Genomic DNA, 17,263 nt, shown 5'->3' on the forward strand with positions numbered 1-17,263 from the left:
CACATCAAGCACTTGGCTTTTTAACACCGAATGAGTTTAAACAAACGGGATAAGCTCTATTCAGCAATTGATCACCCAAAAGGGGATAACACACTGATACAAAAGCTTCGCGCAAAGCACAAATATCGCAGCCATATCATGTATAGGAGTCGTGATAAATTCAAACGTCCGATTTCACTTGCTTTAATTGACCTTTTTTTTCAAGAGCCGAGCCTGAGATTTTATGGGAGAATCATTCAAGAAGTAACAAACACCAGCCAAAAATATCTTGTTCAAATTAGACAAAGTGCATATAATGCTACTTATAGAAAGGCTGTTGTCGATGTTAGTGGACTGGCAAATAGTAAATCATTAAAAATGAATTTTTATTCCTCTCAGGAAGCGCTTATAAAGGAATTGACGACCTATGCCAGATCTCGATCTATAATTTTAGCAGACGAACGACTTGGGAATAATCTTCTACAGCTAAGTGATTTATTTACTGGAAGTATTTACGGCGAATTGTTTGGGAAACCTCGAAACCCAACCAAAATAGCCATTACCGATTACTTAAAAAAGCGATTGGGGGTAAGCGATTTAAAACAACTGCGGAATATAAAAAGCAGTAAATTCCTTTTGGCAGGCATATAAAAAAATCGACAAGAACACCCGTCAGGCGACAGCTTGACCAAGGTCATTCGAGTCGATCATGCTAAATATACGATTTGAATTCGTTTTTTCAAGATTTTTTTACTTTTCACTCGATTTAAAATTATTGTTCATCATCGAAGCGACTCCCGGACATTGAGTGCCAGGGTTTTCAGTCGTATAAATGGCTTTGGTATCGATTGGCCCGGCCATTATTTTGCCTATGAGCAGCAAAATCGATAGATAGCGTGGTCATGCAGCCTTTCAGGACTTCTTTAAGTGGGACTGAGGCCATCGTGTACGACGAACACCGTGCCTACGAAAACCGGCTTCGCGCGTCGTAGGCCAATCCCAATCCGACGCTCGACAGCTTGTTCTCCTCCGACCATTCCGCTGCCGGAAAAAGCGCACGGAAGCTTTCCTGGATCAGGGGTATTTCGGTGGAACCGCCGGTCATGATCACGAGCCCGATAGCGTCTGCCGCTATGCCTGCGCTTTCAAGGCATTGTTTGGCCGCTTCAATAATGCGCTGCGTTTTTGTACTGATGGCGGCATTGAACACCTCGCGTTCGACATTGATCTGCAAATCCTTGTCGATAAACGGGAGAGATGCTACATAGGCGTCACTGTTTGTAAGGCCAATCTTGATATTCTCGGTTTCCGCAAGCACCGCGTGGCCGCTTTCCTGTTCGAGGACGTTGATGAGTCGCCCGTATTTTTCAGGCGAATGTGTTTCGCGCAGCAGTTGTTTGGCCTGGAATATGGTTCTGTTGGTATATAAAAAGTTGACCTTGCTCCATTCCGACAGGTCGAAATAATGATAGGAAGGCACTTCGAGGTTTTTGGTACCATAAGTGGTGCGGAACCCGAGCTCGGGCATCATGCGCGCCAGGCTGAGGTCTTTGTCAAAATCATTCCCGCCGAGGCGCACGCCGGTGTTTGCAAGGATATCGCTGGTACGGTCATGTTTAAGCGCGTTATCTTTGGACAATCTGATCACCGTAAAATCGGAAGTACCTCCACCGAGATCCACAACCATGGCGAGTTTTTCACCCGTTACCCTGGCCTCATGGGCAAATGCAGCGGCGATTGGCTCGAACTGGAAGCCGACGTGCCCGAAGCCCAGGCTTTTGGCAATGGCCTTCAATTCGTCCTCAGCCCGCTGATCGGCAGCCGGATCATTGTCCACAAAATGGACCGGCCTGCCCATTACGACATGTTTCAGCTCCGTACCGCAATCGGCCTCTGCCTTCTGTTTCATCTGATCCAGGAATGCCGCCACAATCTGATCGAACTTCATCAACTCACCATTGACCATCGTTCCCTGCCGCATCGCAGGTGTGCCCAAAACGCGTTTCAAACTTCGCATTAACCTGCCTGGATTGCGGTTCAGAAACCGTTCCATGGCGGCGCGGCCAAAGAATGCCTCATTGTCTTTCCGCGCAAAAAACATCGCGCTCGGGATTGTCTTATGGTCGTTTTCTACGGGAATGAGAAAAACGTCGTCTTGGTTGGCGATCGCAAGGCTTGAATTGGAGGTGCCGAAATCGATGCCGCAGAAAACAGGAGTAGCCATTGTGTTGGGAAATTGGGGGCGCAAATGTCCGATTATTTGCAGTGTAATGCAAATCAGAATGGAAATTAAATGGAGAACTGAATCTCCCGGAGATCCCTGCAACTTGTGATCTATGTCACGTAACGAACCGCTTGCGATGCGGTTCCTTTGTAATGTCAAAACGCAATAATGGATTGATAACAAACACATTGATAATCCTTAAATATTAGAAATCATGCCATACGTGAAAATCGAGGTGACGCGTGAAGGTGTTACCAGACAGCAAAAACAGGCGCTCATCGCCGGAGTGACAAATTTAATAACCGATGTCCTGGACAAAGATCCCCAGCTTACACATGTGGTAATCCAGGAGATTGAGCTGGACGACTGGGGCTTTGCCGGCGAGCAGGTTTCCGTGCTTCGCGAAAAAGGGATTACAGCAAAAAAAAATCAGTAAAACAACCTTTAAAATAACAATGAAAACAATAATCGTAACCGGCGCTTCCACTGGTATAGGAAAAGCCATCGCAAGTCTTTTTCTGCAAAATGAATATAATGTGGTTATTAACTCCGCCAACGAGGACAATCTGACCGCAACATACAACGAGCTGGGGCATCACGACCGCCTGGCGATGGTAGTGGGTGATATCAGTAAAAGAGCTACCGGGCAGCAGTTGGTGGAAACAGCAGTGACACGTTTCGGCAGCGCAGATGTTCTGATCAATAATGCGGGTATTTTTGAACCTAAAGGCTTCCTGGACGTGGATGAGGAACATCTGGACCGCTTCCTGGGTATTAACCTGAAAGGTACCTTTTTCGCCAGTCAGGCTGCCATAAGTCAGATGTTGTTACAGGGTGAAGGATCGATCATCAACATTGGTACCGTGCTCGTTGACCACGCAATCGGCGGCTTCCCGGCCACTGCACCTATTGCCAGCAAAGGTGGTATCCACGCATTAACCCGCCAACTTGCGGCTGAATTTGGCAAGGACAACATTCGTGTCAACTGCATTGCCCCCGGTATTATCAGAAGCCCGCTTCAAGCGAAAAACGGCATTGATAACGCCGACGGCCTGGCTGGCCTGCATCTGGTCAACCGGATTGGTGAAACCGAGGATGTGGCGCAACTGGCACTTTATCTTGCAGGTAGCAACTTTGTGACCGGTGAGGTGATCAATCTGGACGGAGGCCATGTGGCCGGTCACCATATTGGTTAGGCGGAAGGACATTATTTCCACAAGTGGGGGAATGATATAAGGTAAGTTTGATTTCGACGGGGCGTATACGGCTCCGGGGTAGGCATACCCCGGAGCCGTATACGCCGTTTTCTTTGGGTACGGATTTTGCTGTAACCACCAATCACGCTTACTTTACGCATCCATGCATTTGACGAACGATTTGATTTTCCAAAACCTTAGTGAGGGCATATTTGTGTTGGATGAGGCAGGAACGATTCAAAAGTGCAATGCCATAGCTACGGCCATTACCGGTTATCAAAACTCCGAAGTTGAGAACAAACCCTTTGAAACGGTAGGTGACGGCCAGGACGATCCTATCAAATACCGGTATGAGCTGGATCAGGCTTTACAGAAAAAGCGGCTGGTCGTGGAAGGCTGGAAGCGGAGAAAGGACGGAACCCGCTATTGGGCGGAAACTTGCTACTCACCTATCTACGACGACGACCAGAAGCATTCGGGTTATTGTGTGCTGTTGCGGGACATTTCCGAAAGAAAACAACAGCAAGTCGATATCCGTGAGAGTGAGGAACACTACCGACTGATGGTCGAAGCGATCCGTGACTACTCGATCTTTATGCTCAATCCGGAAGGGATTGTCGTGACTTGGAATGATGGAGGAGCGCTGATCCATGGCTATGTCGAAAGCGAGATCATAGGTAAACATTTTTCAGTATTTTACCCGCCCAGCGAACAGGTTGCGGAAAAAACGGAGCGTGAATTGCGGATAGCGCAGGAGAACGGCTCCTACCGCGAGGAAGGTTGGCGTGTGAAAAAGGGTGGGTCGTTATTTTGGGCGAATGTGGTACTGACGGCCTTATTCAACAATCAGAACAAGCTTATAGGCTATTCCAAGGTAACCCGTGACCTCACCGACCGCCTTAAAAGTGAAGAGGCGCTGCGGCAAAGTGAGGCACGTTATCGTTCGCTGGTGGAGCAGGTGGCTGATTACGGGATATTTATGCTCGATACGAAAGGCAGGATAGTCAGCTGGAATGAAGGGGCCAAGCGCATCAAAGGTTATACCGCGGAAGATGTGATCGGTAAATACTTTTCCATTTTTTACCCGGAAGAAGATATTGTGAACGGAAAGCCGGCCTGGGAACTTAAAGTCGCGCGATCTTCGGGTAAATATGAGGAAGAAGGCTGGCGCTTACGCAAAGACGGTACCCGATTCTGGGCCAACGTTGTCATTACCGCAGTTTCTGACTCCGAGGGACGTTTGGCAGGCTTTTCCAAAGTGACCCGCGATTTGACTGAACGGAAAATGAACGAGCAGGCTTTGCAGGAGAGTTCGATCCTGTATAAGCGGCTGGCAGATGAACTTTCGATAACGAATAGTGAGCTGTCGGAAGTAAACCGTGAACTCGAACAGTTCACCGCAATCGTTTCGCACGACCTGAAAGAACCTGTGCGTACCGTGAGGAGCTTTTTGCATTTGATGGACATGCATGTGAACCAGCAAAAATATGAATTACTCAAACCAAATATCGGTAAGAGCATTCAGGCCGCACAGCGCATGCAGGAGCTGATCGATAATCTGCTCGACTATTCGCAGATCAGCAAGGTGGGACTGCAACAGCAGGAGCTGACTGTCGATGACCTGATCGGAGAGGCAATGCAGAACCTCACCGATGCTATCGCGCATTCGGGTGCGCAAATCAGCGTCGCGAGTAGTGTAAAATCCTTGTATGGTGACCGGCTGCAGTTGGTTCAGTTATTTCAAAATCTGCTGGCCAATGCCATCAAGTTTACCAACGGTAGCGCCCCCCGGGTGGACGTCAGATGCTGGGCGGAAAACGGCCATGTGCGATTCGTGGTGGAAGATAATGGCATTGGAATTTCATCCCAGAACCTCGAAAAGATCTTTGAAATATTCCGAAGGCTGCATTTTACCAGCCAGTACCCTGGAACGGGTGTAGGATTGGCGGTTTGCAAGAAAGTGGTGGAGCGGCACCGGGGTAAAATTTGGGCAGAATCGGAGCAGGGCGGGGGGGCTAGTTTTCATATTAAATTACCCAGCCTAATAAACTGACACCGGAAAATGAGAACATTAAAACTTGCTATCGTAGAGAATGACGAGGATGAGCGCTTCTTTATGTCGGAGGCTTTCAGGGCTTCGCACGAATTTGAGATCATCGGCGAATTTGGTAATGGTGATCAATTGACGGAATGGCTGCAAGCCGCGCCGAAACAGCTCCCCGAACTCATACTTTCGGACCTGAATATGCCTGGTAAAAATGGCTACGACATCATCGACGAGCTCAAAACAACAAATCCCGACATCCTGGTATTCGCCACATCCACCTCATCGGTAGCATCGACCCGCGAAAAATGCATTCGGGCAGGTGCGAGGGACTTTATCGCCAAACCGGACATTTTCGTTGCCTATGATTCATTTGTAAGCGAATTTTATCGCCTGGCTTGCCGGTATTTTGGATGCTGACGTACCGTCTCGGTCAAACCGGCACAGTCAGAAATCGTTCTTCTTCTGTACCGGCGTTGTCTTTGTCCAGCTTTTAAATGCCCGGTGGAATGCGCTCGGTTCGGCGTAGCCCAACACGTCCGATATGGAATGAACTTTGGCGTCGGTATTGCGCAGGAGGTTAAATGCCAGTTCTTTTTTAATGGACGTTCCCAGCGACCTGTAACTTTCGCTATGTTGGCTGAGCTTTCTCTGGAACGACCGTTCGCTCATATTCATATGTGCGGCAATTATTTCGAGCGACGGTATTTTGCCAGCGAAGTCGCGCATGATCACCTGCCGGACCTGGTCGCAAAAACTGGCCGATTTTTCGAATGTGGCGGCTTTTTCGCGTAACGTTTCGGCAAAATGCGCATACAGCGACTCGTCATAGCTGAGAATCGGAATATCTGCAAACCCTTTTTCGTAAATAAGAAGGTTCTTCTCCTTTTGAAAGCCTGCCGGACAGTTGAACACCCGCTCATAATCGGATCTGGACTGAAAAGCAGGGAACTGAAATTCAGCTTTAAGGGGATAGATTTTTCGGCCTGTGAATATGTAAATGAAGTTGAATGTTCCGCTCATGGCCGCATCGATGGCATGCCGGGCCGTTTCGGGGGAAACATCCCACCAAATCGGATTGACGCCAAACGTTACTTCACAACCTTTGTTGGTCACTTCCATTTTGTAGGAGATCCAGCCTGATACCATTTGCTGGTAGCGTTGCAATTCGGTGTAGGTGTCCTTGACAGTGCGGCAACTCTGCATCAGGTAACCCAGCAAACCGAAAACCGACGGGTTATTCTGAATCCCTGAATGCAATCCAATACATGGATCGCCGGAAGAGGCTTCCAGTGTACTCCACATGTTCATTACCGGAACCACACCTTCGACACGGCTGTCGGCATCGTTCAGGCCCTCGGGTGTAATGCCGAGTGCGCTGCATGCTTTTTGAAGGTCAGCTCCGCGAGTGCTTGCTGCGTAGATGAGGTTTCTTAATACACGTATAGTAGTATACATATCAATGGTTTACGGGCTGAACGGTTACTCTGATGGCGCCTAGTACCACCAGTTTGGCGTATACTATCATTCACCACCAAGGGAGGAACAATTTAATTTGTGCCAAAATAAATGCATAAAAGCCGAATAGCCTAGGTTATTTAACCCGCTCACTCAGAAACTATTACCGGTCAGTAGCAATTGGTCATCATGTTGTTCCGCGAGAGTAATAGTTGAAGTAAATTTGAGCTGTAATTACAATTTACCGATTCGCGGATCAATTGCCGGAAGTGCACCTGGCAGCGTAGTAGTTTATTAGTCAAATTTTTATAGCCATGAAAAAAACAAACCTCAAAGCGGCGTGCCTCGGCGGTGCGCTTGTCGTCCTTTTCCTGATCGGCTGGGAATCTTATCTCCGGCAGAGCGGATTTATTTGCTCTTATAATGACGATGAAAGTCTCTGGGCGGCCACCCGCCGGAACATCTATCAGGCCACGCCTGCCGGGCCGGTGATCGTTGGCACATCCCGTGCTAAATTTGATATTGACCTGCAAACCTGGGAAGGTATTACTGGCAAGGCCCCCGTGCAGCTGGCCATCGTGGGTACCACACCACGTCCGGTGCTTCAAGACCTCGCCAGCGACCCCAATTTCAAGGGGACTTTGATCCTGGACGTGATGGAACCACTGTTTTTTCAGCCTAATGGTTCATTCGCCGAGGTCTCTGCGACGAAAAGACTGGCCTATTACCCCAAATGGTCGCTTTCCCAGCAAGCCAGTTTTGTGATTAATCGCCAATTGGAAGATCATCTGCTCTTTCTGGACGAGGAGAAATTCTCCGTGAATGCGCTCATTAAACGTCTCCCTATCGCGAGCCGGCCGGGCGTGTTTGTATTCCCTGTTTTCCCGTTGAACTTAGAATACGGGCTCCCAAATCGCCAGACATCGTTTACCGACAGTTTTTTAACCGATACAGCCGCGCAGGCCGAGGTGAAGGGCGTGTGGGCACGAATGGGACTTACCAGTACCAAACGCGGCGTAGGCGGCGACACGCTTACGAACATTATCCGGTCAGTAGCAAAGTCGGTGGACCAAATCCGCGCGCGGGGCGGGCAGGTGGTATTCGTCCGGTTTCCGTCCAGCGGCGAAGTATGGAATGCCGAGCAGCAAGCCTACCCACGGGAATTGTATTGGGAAAGGTTGTTGAAGGAAACCGGCGTTACCGGCATCCATTTTGCCGACTACCCCGAGCTTTCGCGCTACAAATGCCCCGAATGGTCGCACCTTTCACCGGCCGACGCAAAGAGTTTTACCAAAGACCTCACGCGTATTATCGAGACGAAAACAAAGTGGTCTTTGCAAAATGCGGTATCTCAAAACATTCCATAACAATCGACATTATTAGCCATGGTATTTAATTCTTATACATTCGTCCTGTTTTTTGCGGTGCTGCTCGCATTGCATAACATGCCTTTTTCCTGGAAAACCAAGAAAATCAATCTGTTGGGTGCCAGCTATCTTTTCTACGCACTCTGGAACCCGCCTTTTATCCTGTTGCTCTGGTTATCGACCATTGTAGATTTTTATATGGCCAAACTTATTTCGATAACCGAAGATAAGACGCGGCGACGGATGTGGCTGGCTGTCAGTCTGGTGTTGAACCTCGGTATGCTGAGCTACTTCAAATACGGTGGTTTCCTGCTCGAAAACTTTACCATGCTGATGAATTCGCTGGGCATTGCATTCGAGGCGGCCAAACCGGATATTATTTTACCTGTCGGAATTTCATTTTACACCTTCGTGACACTGTCCTACACGATTGACGTATATAAACGTAAGTTCGCGCCGGAGTCATCCTTTCTCGACTTCGCATTATTCGTAACCTATTTTCCGCACCTTGTTGCCGGGCCTATCGTTCGTCCCGAGGACCTGATCCCGCAATTCAAACAACCCAAAAAAGCGACGGGGCAACAGTTTATGTGGGGCATATTCCTGCTCACATTGGGCCTGTTCCTCAAAGTCGTGATTGCAGATGGCTGGCTGTCTGAGACATCCGATCTTATTTTTGGGCTGCCATTTCCGGTTAACCCTCTGGATGCGTGGTCGGCGGTGCTGGCTTTTTCCGGGCAGATATTCTGCGATTTCAGCGGCTATTCCACCTGCGCTATTGGTGTTTCACTTTGCCTGGGCTTCAAACTGCCGGAAAACTTCCGTTATCCGTATGCGGCCGTTGGCTTTTCCGATTTCTGGCGCCGCTGGCACATTACGCTCTCAACCTGGCTCCGCGATTACCTGTACATTCCATTAGGCGGAAACCGCGCAGGGCGCTTTCAGACCTATATTAACCTGATGATAACCATGCTATTAGGTGGTTTATGGCATGGTGCATCCTGGAACTTCGTGATCTGGGGCGGTTTACACGGACTGTTTCTCTGCATTGAGAGATTAATAAAGAGAAATCCCAAAAAAGCGGGAGTAGCTGCTACTGAGGCGGAGGAAGTGGTTTTGCAGGCAACGGTGATCCCGGTACGTCGCAACAATATCTCCGTTTTACTGCGGGTTTTGCTCACATTTTTCCTCTTGAACGTAACCTGGGTATTCTTCCGTTCGCCGGATTTTGGTACAGCGATCCGTATGCTGCTCTGTATGTTCGGGGTGATCACACAAGGCCCGAAAATGCTCACAACACCCGATATGCTCAAAGTGGCGATCGTGACAGTCGGACTGCTTGTTTGTCACTGGAACATGCGCGAGCGTTCGGTGAAGGGGTTGTTCCAATCGATGCCCTGGTGGCTTTTCGGAACGTTATGGGGCATTATGCTCATTCTGATCGTTCTCACACAGAAAAGCACCGGTTCATTTATTTATTTCCAGTTCTAAAAGTCAGTAAATGAAGCGAATGGTTCAGTAGGGCATTTACGGCCTTCACTGAACCATTTTGTTGTTTACCTTGACATTGTCTAGCGTAAAGTCCTGCACGACCGATTTGTTATAGGCGCTGTTTTTAGCAGTAATGTCCAGATTCTCAAAACTGAACTTTGAAAGTTTGTCGTATTCGCCCGGTTCCACATCAAAAAACACCTCGCATTTCAGCTTGATGTTTTTTAAACTGATATGATCCGAGTAGGAGAGCGGGACGTCCTTTCTTCCCTTCAAATCAAAAAATTGCTTCCAGGGTTTTACGTAAATGAGGCTATAAGCATAACCGTCCACATTTTCGACGCTTACAAACTCATATTTCTGAGGCGTATCCGGACGCATTTTGAGCCATAACACACGCATGGCGTTTTCGATGTGGCAATTGCGCATGACGACATTCCTGTTGTGAATGGCCTCGCTGCCGCAGGTGAGCGCTGCGTGACAAAATCCGAAATTCGTGTCTTCGATAATGATATTGGTATTACTTCCATTGCCGGGATCTTTGTCGGCATACGGCCCTTTGCCGCCTTTCAACGCGATCGCATCGTCATTCACGGCCAGGTAACAGCCTTTTACCAGCACATTGTTGCACACATCAAGATCGATCGCATCCGTGCTCGGCGCTTTTATCGGTTCATGCGGCGCGGTAATGCGCACATTCAGGATTTTGATATTATTGCATTGGTAGTAATGGCTCGTCCAGAAACCTGAATTCTGTAAAGTCACATCCTGGACCTGCACATCATTACTTTTCCAGATAAAAACCAGCCGGGGCCGGGAAACTTCCAGATTGGTGCAATTGGGATTTTCCTTTCTGCGCTGCCAGAAAGCCTTCCAGTAATTCAACCCATTCCCATCGATAATCCCTTTCCCCGAAATCGTAAAACCGTTCACCCCGTATGCATTCACTAGTGCCGGAAAGTAATCCAGGTTTTGCCCCTCCATGCGCGAAGGCATCATGGGGTAATCAGCGATCTTGTCCGACCCTTTCAACACCGCGCCTTCCGCCAAATGCAAATGCGTTTTGGGTTTAAAAAACAATGCCCCGCTCAGAAAAGTACCCTTAGGGATCACAATCACACCACCACCTTCTGCCTGAGCCTGATCGATCACCTTTTGAATGGCCGCCGTTTGCACGACATTGCTATCTTTTGAAACGCCATGTTCCGTGATCAGAAACTGCCTTCCGAGATTTGCAAGGCTAATTTTGGTTGTATCCGAAAACCATTTGGGGATTTCCGTACCGTCGGGGAATGTAGTAGCTCTGCCGGTTTGCGAGAAAGCGACCGACGCAATGCAAAGCATTTGGAAGAAAAGGAAAAAAAGTTTTGTCATAACCCCATGAAGACGGGGTTTGTAGGGTTATACTCTTACGGGAATATTGAAATGCTCATAAATAGCACGCAAAAAAGGGGCTTGCGGCCCCTTAAATTAATTACTATTCTTTATCGATCCAATCGTACAAGTATTCGAGCGTTCTACCCATATTTACAAGGTTGGTTTTAAGATGCATTGCCGGGATTTCTTTTAAATGGCTTCGATGTGTAATCGTCCGCCAACAACCCGGACACTTCCAATGCTCGTGAGAACGACCATTTTGTCGGTCATATTTACATCCGTGAGCTTCAAGAAAGCGAATCCAGTCCTTCGTTTTAACAGGTCTGTTATTTCCCAAAGCTTATGCCGTTTGTAATACCAACTTTTTAACCTGCTCAGGGTGATCAAAGCTTTGCAAAACTTTTAGCTCATCAAAGGATGGATTAGAGAACTTCTTGGGGAAAGCCTTCTCGTTATGCCAACCGATGTTTTCCATAACCTTTTGCCTCTCCGATTCCGAAAGTTTAAAGAGGTCGTCAAAAAATGTATCTAGATTTTCTTTCAATGCCTGCACTGCGTCCGTCTCATTTTCTCCGTAGCCAGTGACATTCAAATTTGGAACAATACCAACCCAATGTTCGCCTTGCTGTCCCGTAAACATCCTTAATGTCCCGACCACTTCGTGCTGCGAGAGTTTCAGCAGATCGGAAAAGTTGTCTCCGGCCTCATCCAATAAATGCATTTCAATTTGTGACATATCGTTTATGCTATTTGGCCGTGTACTGAATTTAGTTTGTTTATCAAAAGTGCGAAAAAATTAGCTTAAACGTAGCATTGGAAATCGGTGCATTTATGATAGACAAAACTTGCAAAATAACGTCAATTGTCTGACTATAAGTGGTTTGTGTCTACATTAAGCGTTGCTGTTAGCCAGTTCGATTCATTAGCGTTTATCAGTCGGCTGAGACAATTGGCCAAACGGTTAAATGGTAGAAGCAACCCTCGCCCTTACGCCATAGCCCCATTCAATCCAATCGTCTGCCCACTAATCCATTTCGCATCGTCACCAGCCAGGAACGCAACTACTTTGGCAATGTCGTCAGGTTCTCCGAGACGGTTGAAGGCATTCAGTGAGGCAAGGCGGTCGATCACTTCCTGGGGCTTGCCTTTGGTGAAAAGTTCCGTGTTGGTCGGCCCGGGGAGGACGGCGTTGACGTTGACGCCGCGTGCGCCTATTTCTTTGGCAAAAACCCGTGTCATTTGTTCCACCGCACCTTTTGTGGCCACATATGTTGCGTACGTAGGCATCATGACGCGCGTCGTGGTGGAGGAGAAGTTGATAATGCTGCCACCGTCGGCCAGGCGGGTAGCGGCTTCCCGGAGGGTGTTGAAGGTTCCCCGCACATTCACTTCAAACTGACGGGTGAATTCTTCGTCGGTCGTGTCTTTCAGTAATTTGGTGATCATGATCCCGGCATTGTTGACCAGCACGTCAATTTTACCGAAATGTGCGATCGCGGCGTCGAACAATTCTTTGACCTGCTGTGCATTACTGACGTCGGCCTGTAATGCGATGGCCTCGCCACCCTGCGATTCGATTGCGGCAACCGTTTGCTGCGCGGCTTCCATTCCGCTGGTATAGTTGACGATCACTTTCGCGCCTGCTGCTGCCAGATGAAGGGCTATTGCTGCTCCTATTCCCCTTGACGCCCCGGTCACCAGGGCTACTTTGTTTTCGAGTGAGTTCATGGTCTTTTTTGTTTGGTTAAATGACATTACAAAGATGGCGGATCGGTGGATCGACTCGCGTACAAGGATCACTGCAAGAGTTGCAAATTTCTCAGATCGGTTCAAACCATGAAAAAAGGCTGCCATTTACTGACAGCCTCGTGTATTATTTTTATCTAAGTGCAAATCGGATCTTATTTGAAACCGAAAATTAAAGGGAAAACAAATGTTACGATGGCCGCCCAGGCGCTATAAACCGGCAGGAACGTCACCAGTGATCTGGCTATCAGGGCTAAGTCTGTTTTTCTGTTGAGCGCTCCGAAAAGTTTTAACCCAACATAAAACAAATGCACAAGCATTAGCACGTTGGCACCGAGTACAGCGGCCCGGTTCGGTGTGATGCCCCATTCCGAAATGCGGAACAAGACGGCGGAAAGCGCAATGCTGTTGACCAGCAGCGTTACTGCGGAAAGCAGTAGGAGCAATACAACCTGGGCCCGGTTCGTGCCCGATTGCTCTGTTTCGGCCACCGAGAAGAATATCAGTGCCATGACACCTATCAGCATGCCGTTAAAAAGGAGAAGAAATTCCCGGTCATGGTAAGGATTTTTGCCTGCGAAAAGCGTAGCGGCCAGATATATGATCAGCATGACAAGGGCGACTGGGCTGAATAGCTTCGCGATAACGGGCGGTACCCTGTTTACGAGCGTCGGCTGCACGCGTGTGATGAATGTGGCCACAAGTGGTATCGCGGCCAGGCCGCTGACCACGATATACTGGGAGTAGAATTTCTGAATGTCCCAGCCGATCAATCCAAACAAATTGATGGTAATTCCCGACATGATGCCCCCTGAAATGAGCAGCAGGGCCATCATCACCAGCAGCTCACCATTGTAGCGCAGAAACCCGAGCCAATTCGCTCCTTTTTGCCACGTTCCGCCTCCGAACACAAATCCAAGCATCGACCAAAGCAGTAAGGGCAAATGAATGCATGAAAGGTTCAGCGTATCGCTTGTGACATCGTTCGGAAGCAGGTTGATAAACAGCGCTGAGAGGGCCACAAAGCCAAAAGCCGACGCCCGTGTCTTCCATGAAGCATTGTTTCTCCATGCGAAATACGCCATGAGGACTGGAAAAACAATGAAGCCTGTGTTGCGGGTGTAGAAAAACTCTTCGTTAAGGGAAAGCATGGCTGGAATCTTGGCGAGCAATGCCGCGAACAAGGACGCAGCCACTACAAAGGTGCGTTCGCTGGCGGTGCCCCAGGAAAGATCGTCCTGGATGAAATTAAGCCGCTGGTGCCAGCCTTCCACCAGCAGATTGCTACCCAAATCGGGATACAAAGCATTAAATGCAGCCTTGAAGCCAGGCTTGTTGCCCCGGTACAGCTTTTCCAGGTGTAAGGGGTTGTCTTGGTTTGACAGGATTTCTTCGCGCATAAACAATGATTGACAGATTGTGATTACTTTTTTAAGTGGTGAGTGGCGCCTGATTCTTAATATTAAAAAGTACTTTGTAATTCAAAGTTAAAAACGATTCGGATTTCTGCAATAGGGTTGGGATAATTTTTTTTCTGGCGTTGCTGCCGATTACTAATTTCTGAAACCGCTAAATGGTTTGTGCTTTATTCCCTCTTGTATCTGATTTTATTTTGCACTGAAAATCAAATTAATATATAATGGAATTGACAATTGGTATGTGGGCCGGATTGGTCCAGATAGGGATCGCGGTAGCAATAGCAGCAATGGGGATCAGGATCGTATTTGAGCTTCGAAAAAATGAGCTCGACGATCAGATTCACGTAAAATAGAGATGATCGGTTATCGGTCGGTTTAATGTCCGTCACAACTAAAAAGGGAAACAAGTTGGCATTCCACGCGATTGACAATATATTTCCGGACATTTTCCTGAACCTTATGAACCGATCATCATCCTTTACCCGCCGGGACTTCCTGGCCGCCGCTTCCGCCAGTCTGGCACTGCCCCTGGTACAGCCATTAAACGCACTGGCAAAAGCCAAACCGTTATTGTCATTTTCTACATTGGCCTGTCCTAAATGGGATTGGGCGACAATCGTCAAATACGCTTCCGACAACGGCTACCACGGGATCGAGATCCGCGGGGTGCTGGATTGTATGGACCTTCCCAAATGCAACGACTTTGGCAGCCCGCAAAACATCGCGCAATCACGCAAGCTGGCAGAAGACAAAGGGTTAAGGATCGTCGACCTCGGCTCTTCGGCAGCATTGCACATGGCAGACCCTGCCGAGCGGAAGAAAAATTTGGATGAGGCGAAAAGGTTTATTGACCTGGCCCAGCAGTTGAACTGCCCCTATGTGCGTGTATTCCCGAACGACCTGCCCAAGGATCAGGAAGTAGACAAAACAGTGGAATTAATCAGTACAGGTCTGCTCGAATTGGGTGAATATGCAAAAAACACGTCGGTAACTGTACTCCTTGAATCGCACGGAGATGTCACGAAGAAGGACATCCTGGCGAATGTTATGGGTAAGGCCGAGCACAAGCACGTAGGACTGATCTGGGACATTTTCAATATGTGGTCGGTAACGAAAGAGCCACCGAAAGAGGTTTATGCCCAATTGAAGCAATACATCCGCCATACCCATATTAAGGATGGCATCCTCGAAGGCGGCAAAATCCGGTATGTGGCAGTCGGTAAGGGCGAAGGGCCATTGCAAGAGGCAATCAGCGTGCTCGTGAAGGACAATTACAAAGGCTATTACAGCTTCGAATGGGAGAAAAAGTGGCATCCCGAAATTGAGGATCCTGAAATCGTCATCCCTGCTTACCCCAAGCTGATGCAGCAATACTTTTAATCGTATTTCATTTCAATCGCTTTTATTTCGCTCTTCTGCGTTGGTTGGCCGGTAACGTTGATCCCAACTCTCGGCGCACGGTCCCAACGTGGAAGCCAGGGTGCTTCCATCTGCACGGAACTGGTAAGCGAATCGATTTTCTGGCCTTTTACGGCCCAGCTAAATGTGAAGAAGCGGCCATAGCGGCTTTGCAGTTCCAGCCGGATATTGTGGTATTTATCAGGGATCTCCTGGGTTTTGAGGGTTTCATATACGCCATCTTTCACCTGCCACAGCTCAATGCGGTTCCTTCCTGCCCCATAGCCAATCGCATTCTGCGCGTCACCATAAATGACAATATTTTGCAGGATACCGTCTTTGGTCACGACCTCGGTAGCGAAAGAATAATTGCCCTTTTTGATGGTATGGCCTAAAAAATTACCCGTCATCGCGGGATTCTCGCATTCTATTTCCAAAGCAGCGTTCTGTACGGCAAACTTCGGTTTAGGCAAGCCCGCATCGAACACCCACGGGAGCCTCAGCGTATCACGGTCGTAATTAGCGGAAAAATTATGCGCATGCAGCGTAGGAGCACCCGCTCCAGCGGGAGCTTCGGCCTGTGCAGGGGTCGTTTTGCCGTAACGGAATGCCGGCCATTTGGTCGTTTCGTCCCAAACCAGCTCACTTAACACGCCCTGCCGACCACCAAATGTAAATTCTGTTCCGGGGTAGGCATGATGCAGATAGAAATAACGGCGGTCGGACGTTTGCACCACCGTCCCATGCCCAGGGCATTTCCAGGTATCGTCTCCGAAAAGCACCGGGTTGTTCCCGTACTTTACCCATGGCCCTTGCAGGTTCTCGGCTCTCGCCATCCCCACCTGGTAATCGCAGCGTTCGCCGCAGCAGGCGTTACCGGAATAAAGCATGTACCAGTAATTGCCCCTCTTGAAAATAGCCTGCCCTTCCGCACCGCCAGCCTCCCAACCCGCCGGGTCGGCCTTGATCAGACTGAATTCCTTGCCTGTTACTTTAAGCCCATCCTGCGAAAGTTCGGCACCCAGCAATTCAATGCCCCGGTCTTTATCCAAACCGTACGCCTTCCAGGTAATGAACAATTTTCCTTTATCTTCCACCACAAATGCATCAATCGCTTCTTTCGTCCATTCGATGATGACGCCGTGGTCTTTGAAGCCTTTCGTAATATCCTTGGTACTCGCCACGCCGATCATCGATTGTTTGTCCGATTTTCTCCGTGCGGTGTAGTAAACATAAAAAGTCCCGTTCCTGAAAAAAAGCTCCGGCGCCCAGTAGCTGCCCATGGTCCATTTGGGCAACTCGGCAAACACCGGTCCCACATATTCCCAATTGATCAGATCCTTCGAACTGTAAATAGGGTAGGCTGGCGCCCATTCCGAGGAAGTTCCGGCTGCATAGTAGGTGTCGCCCACGCGTATCACCGACGGATCCGCGAAGTCGCCGGCAATCACCGGGTTGCGGTATGTGACAACACCCGCGGGAGCAGGTCGTTGGGCAAGTGCATTCGTTGCGAAAGAGATTGTCAGCAAGAGTATGCCGTGCAGAAACTTCATGGGATGCGAATT

General features: G+C 48.7%; 17 protein-coding genes. 9 read left to right on the forward strand and 8 right to left on the reverse strand.

The genetic code is table 11. The features are described 5' to 3' along the window. Positions 1 to 30 precede the first annotated feature (30 nt). Entirely contained in the window at positions 31 to 630 is a 600-nt protein-coding gene (locus LZD49_RS29520) for a hypothetical protein (protein ID WP_234671577.1), read from the forward strand. A 313-nt stretch (positions 631 to 943) separates the two neighbouring features. Here LZD49_RS29520 and LZD49_RS29525 read toward each other — a convergent pair whose 3' ends face one another. Then, positions 944 to 2,203, reverse strand: coding sequence for an Hsp70 family protein (locus LZD49_RS29525; protein WP_234671578.1), 1,260 nt, complete (start codon positions 2,201 to 2,203; stop codon positions 944 to 946). Positions 2,204 to 2,417: 214 nt separating this feature from the next. Between LZD49_RS29525 and LZD49_RS29530 the strand changes: the two genes are divergently transcribed. The 4 genes from LZD49_RS29530 (at position 2,418) to LZD49_RS29545 (ending at position 5,863) form a co-directional block, all read left to right on the forward strand. After that, the gene (locus tag LZD49_RS29530; RefSeq protein ID WP_234671579.1) at positions 2,418 to 2,639 is read left to right on the forward strand and encodes a 4-oxalocrotonate tautomerase family protein; all 222 of its coding nucleotides are present in this window, start codon (positions 2,418 to 2,420) and stop codon (positions 2,637 to 2,639) included. A gap of 19 nt (positions 2,640 to 2,658) precedes the next feature. Further along, the gene (locus LZD49_RS29535; RefSeq protein ID WP_234671580.1) at positions 2,659 to 3,399 is read left to right on the forward strand and encodes an SDR family NAD(P)-dependent oxidoreductase; all 741 of its coding nucleotides are present in this window, start codon (positions 2,659 to 2,661) and stop codon (positions 3,397 to 3,399) included. 163 nt (positions 3,400 to 3,562) lie between these two features. Then, positions 3,563 to 5,452, forward strand: a complete 1,890-nt coding sequence (locus LZD49_RS29540; protein WP_234671581.1) for a PAS domain S-box protein — start codon at positions 3,563 to 3,565, stop codon at positions 5,450 to 5,452. A 9-nt stretch (positions 5,453 to 5,461) separates the two neighbouring features. Continuing rightward, the gene (locus LZD49_RS29545) at positions 5,462 to 5,863 is read left to right on the forward strand and encodes a response regulator (protein WP_234671582.1); all 402 of its coding nucleotides are present in this window, start codon (positions 5,462 to 5,464) and stop codon (positions 5,861 to 5,863) included. 27 nt (positions 5,864 to 5,890) lie between these two features. On the opposite strand, the gene LZD49_RS29550 is transcribed toward LZD49_RS29545, so the two are convergent. Next, positions 5,891 to 6,901 (reverse strand): AraC family transcriptional regulator, encoded by a 1,011-nt coding sequence (locus LZD49_RS29550; protein WP_234671583.1) that lies wholly within the window; start codon positions 6,899 to 6,901, stop codon positions 5,891 to 5,893. 314 nt (positions 6,902 to 7,215) lie between these two features. Between LZD49_RS29550 and LZD49_RS29555 the strand changes: the two genes are divergently transcribed. Together LZD49_RS29555 and LZD49_RS29560 are read left to right on the forward strand one after the other, a co-directional pair. Further along, positions 7,216 to 8,268: a hypothetical protein gene (locus LZD49_RS29555; protein ID WP_234671584.1), complete on the forward strand. Its 1,053-nt coding sequence runs from the start codon at positions 7,216 to 7,218 to the stop codon at positions 8,266 to 8,268. A gap of 18 nt (positions 8,269 to 8,286) precedes the next feature. Continuing rightward, positions 8,287 to 9,759, forward strand: a complete 1,473-nt coding sequence (locus LZD49_RS29560) for an MBOAT family protein (RefSeq protein WP_234671585.1) — start codon at positions 8,287 to 8,289, stop codon at positions 9,757 to 9,759. Positions 9,760 to 9,804: 45 nt separating this feature from the next. Here the strand turns inward: LZD49_RS29560 and LZD49_RS29565 are convergent, their stop codons facing one another. From LZD49_RS29565 to LZD49_RS29580, 5 genes are all read right to left on the reverse strand, one after another. Next, a complete protein-coding gene (locus LZD49_RS29565) occupies positions 9,805 to 11,133 on the reverse strand; it encodes a glycoside hydrolase family 28 protein (RefSeq protein ID WP_234671586.1) in 1,329 nt (442 codons plus the stop codon). Positions 11,134 to 11,236: 103 nt separating this feature from the next. Further along, complete coding sequence (locus LZD49_RS36160; RefSeq protein ID WP_409021360.1) at positions 11,237 to 11,473, reverse strand: type II toxin-antitoxin system HicA family toxin; 237 nt, start codon at positions 11,471 to 11,473, stop codon at positions 11,237 to 11,239. 3 nt (positions 11,474 to 11,476) lie between these two features. Further along, complete coding sequence (locus LZD49_RS29570; protein WP_234671588.1) at positions 11,477 to 11,872, reverse strand: hypothetical protein; 396 nt, start codon at positions 11,870 to 11,872, stop codon at positions 11,477 to 11,479. A gap of 251 nt (positions 11,873 to 12,123) precedes the next feature. After that, positions 12,124 to 12,864: a glucose 1-dehydrogenase gene (locus LZD49_RS29575; protein WP_234671590.1), complete on the reverse strand. Its 741-nt coding sequence runs from the start codon at positions 12,862 to 12,864 to the stop codon at positions 12,124 to 12,126. A gap of 173 nt (positions 12,865 to 13,037) precedes the next feature. After that, positions 13,038 to 14,282 carry a hypothetical protein gene (locus LZD49_RS29580; protein WP_234671592.1) on the reverse strand — a complete coding sequence of 415 codons (1,245 nt, stop codon included), beginning with the start codon at positions 14,280 to 14,282 and terminating at the stop codon, positions 13,038 to 13,040. A gap of 239 nt (positions 14,283 to 14,521) precedes the next feature. On the opposite strand from LZD49_RS29580, the gene LZD49_RS35605 reads away from it, so the two are divergent. Together LZD49_RS35605 and LZD49_RS29585 are read left to right on the forward strand one after the other, a co-directional pair. Continuing rightward, entirely contained in the window at positions 14,522 to 14,653 is a 132-nt protein-coding gene (locus LZD49_RS35605; protein ID WP_255721284.1) for a hypothetical protein, read from the forward strand. A 25-nt stretch (positions 14,654 to 14,678) separates the two neighbouring features. Further along, a complete protein-coding gene (locus LZD49_RS29585) occupies positions 14,679 to 15,680 on the forward strand; it encodes a sugar phosphate isomerase/epimerase (RefSeq protein WP_234671594.1) in 1,002 nt (333 codons plus the stop codon). On the opposite strand, the gene LZD49_RS29590 is transcribed toward LZD49_RS29585, so the two are convergent. Further along, the gene (locus LZD49_RS29590; protein WP_234671595.1) at positions 15,677 to 17,251 is read right to left on the reverse strand and encodes a glycoside hydrolase family 43 protein; all 1,575 of its coding nucleotides are present in this window, start codon (positions 17,249 to 17,251) and stop codon (positions 15,677 to 15,679) included. The two genes, LZD49_RS29585 and LZD49_RS29590, sit on opposite strands and share 4 nt — an antisense overlap. Between the last annotated feature and the right edge of the window lie 12 nt (positions 17,252 to 17,263).

The organism is Dyadobacter sp. CY261 (assembly GCF_021440085.1).
Classification (GTDB): domain Bacteria; phylum Bacteroidota; class Bacteroidia; order Cytophagales; family Spirosomataceae; genus Dyadobacter.

Coding starts and splice junctions, on each gene's coding strand:
- LZD49_RS29520 (WP_234671577.1), top strand. CDS start 31: ATGAGTTTAAACAAACGGGATAAGCTCTATTCAGCAATTGATCACCCA.
- LZD49_RS29525 (WP_234671578.1), bottom strand. CDS start 2,203: ATGGCTACTCCTGTTTTCTGCGGCATCGATTTCGGCACCTCCAATTCA.
- LZD49_RS29530 (WP_234671579.1), top strand. CDS start 2,418: ATGCCATACGTGAAAATCGAGGTGACGCGTGAAGGTGTTACCAGACAG.
- LZD49_RS29535 (WP_234671580.1), top strand. CDS start 2,659: ATGAAAACAATAATCGTAACCGGCGCTTCCACTGGTATAGGAAAAGCC.
- LZD49_RS29540 (WP_234671581.1), top strand. CDS start 3,563: ATGCATTTGACGAACGATTTGATTTTCCAAAACCTTAGTGAGGGCATA.
- LZD49_RS29545 (WP_234671582.1), top strand. CDS start 5,462: ATGAGAACATTAAAACTTGCTATCGTAGAGAATGACGAGGATGAGCGC.
- LZD49_RS29550 (WP_234671583.1), bottom strand. CDS start 6,901: ATGTATACTACTATACGTGTATTAAGAAACCTCATCTACGCAGCAAGC.
- LZD49_RS29555 (WP_234671584.1), top strand. CDS start 7,216: ATGAAAAAAACAAACCTCAAAGCGGCGTGCCTCGGCGGTGCGCTTGTC.
- LZD49_RS29560 (WP_234671585.1), top strand. CDS start 8,287: ATGGTATTTAATTCTTATACATTCGTCCTGTTTTTTGCGGTGCTGCTC.
- LZD49_RS29565 (WP_234671586.1), bottom strand. CDS start 11,133: ATGACAAAACTTTTTTTCCTTTTCTTCCAAATGCTTTGCATTGCGTCG.
- LZD49_RS29570 (WP_234671588.1), bottom strand. CDS start 11,872: ATGTCACAAATTGAAATGCATTTATTGGATGAGGCCGGAGACAACTTT.
- LZD49_RS29575 (WP_234671590.1), bottom strand. CDS start 12,864: ATGAACTCACTCGAAAACAAAGTAGCCCTGGTGACCGGGGCGTCAAGG.
- LZD49_RS29580 (WP_234671592.1), bottom strand. CDS start 14,282: ATGCGCGAAGAAATCCTGTCAAACCAAGACAACCCCTTACACCTGGAA.
- LZD49_RS35605 (WP_255721284.1), top strand. CDS start 14,522: ATGGAATTGACAATTGGTATGTGGGCCGGATTGGTCCAGATAGGGATC.
- LZD49_RS29585 (WP_234671594.1), top strand. CDS start 14,679: ATGTCCGTCACAACTAAAAAGGGAAACAAGTTGGCATTCCACGCGATT.
- LZD49_RS29590 (WP_234671595.1), bottom strand. CDS start 17,251: ATGAAGTTTCTGCACGGCATACTCTTGCTGACAATCTCTTTCGCAACG.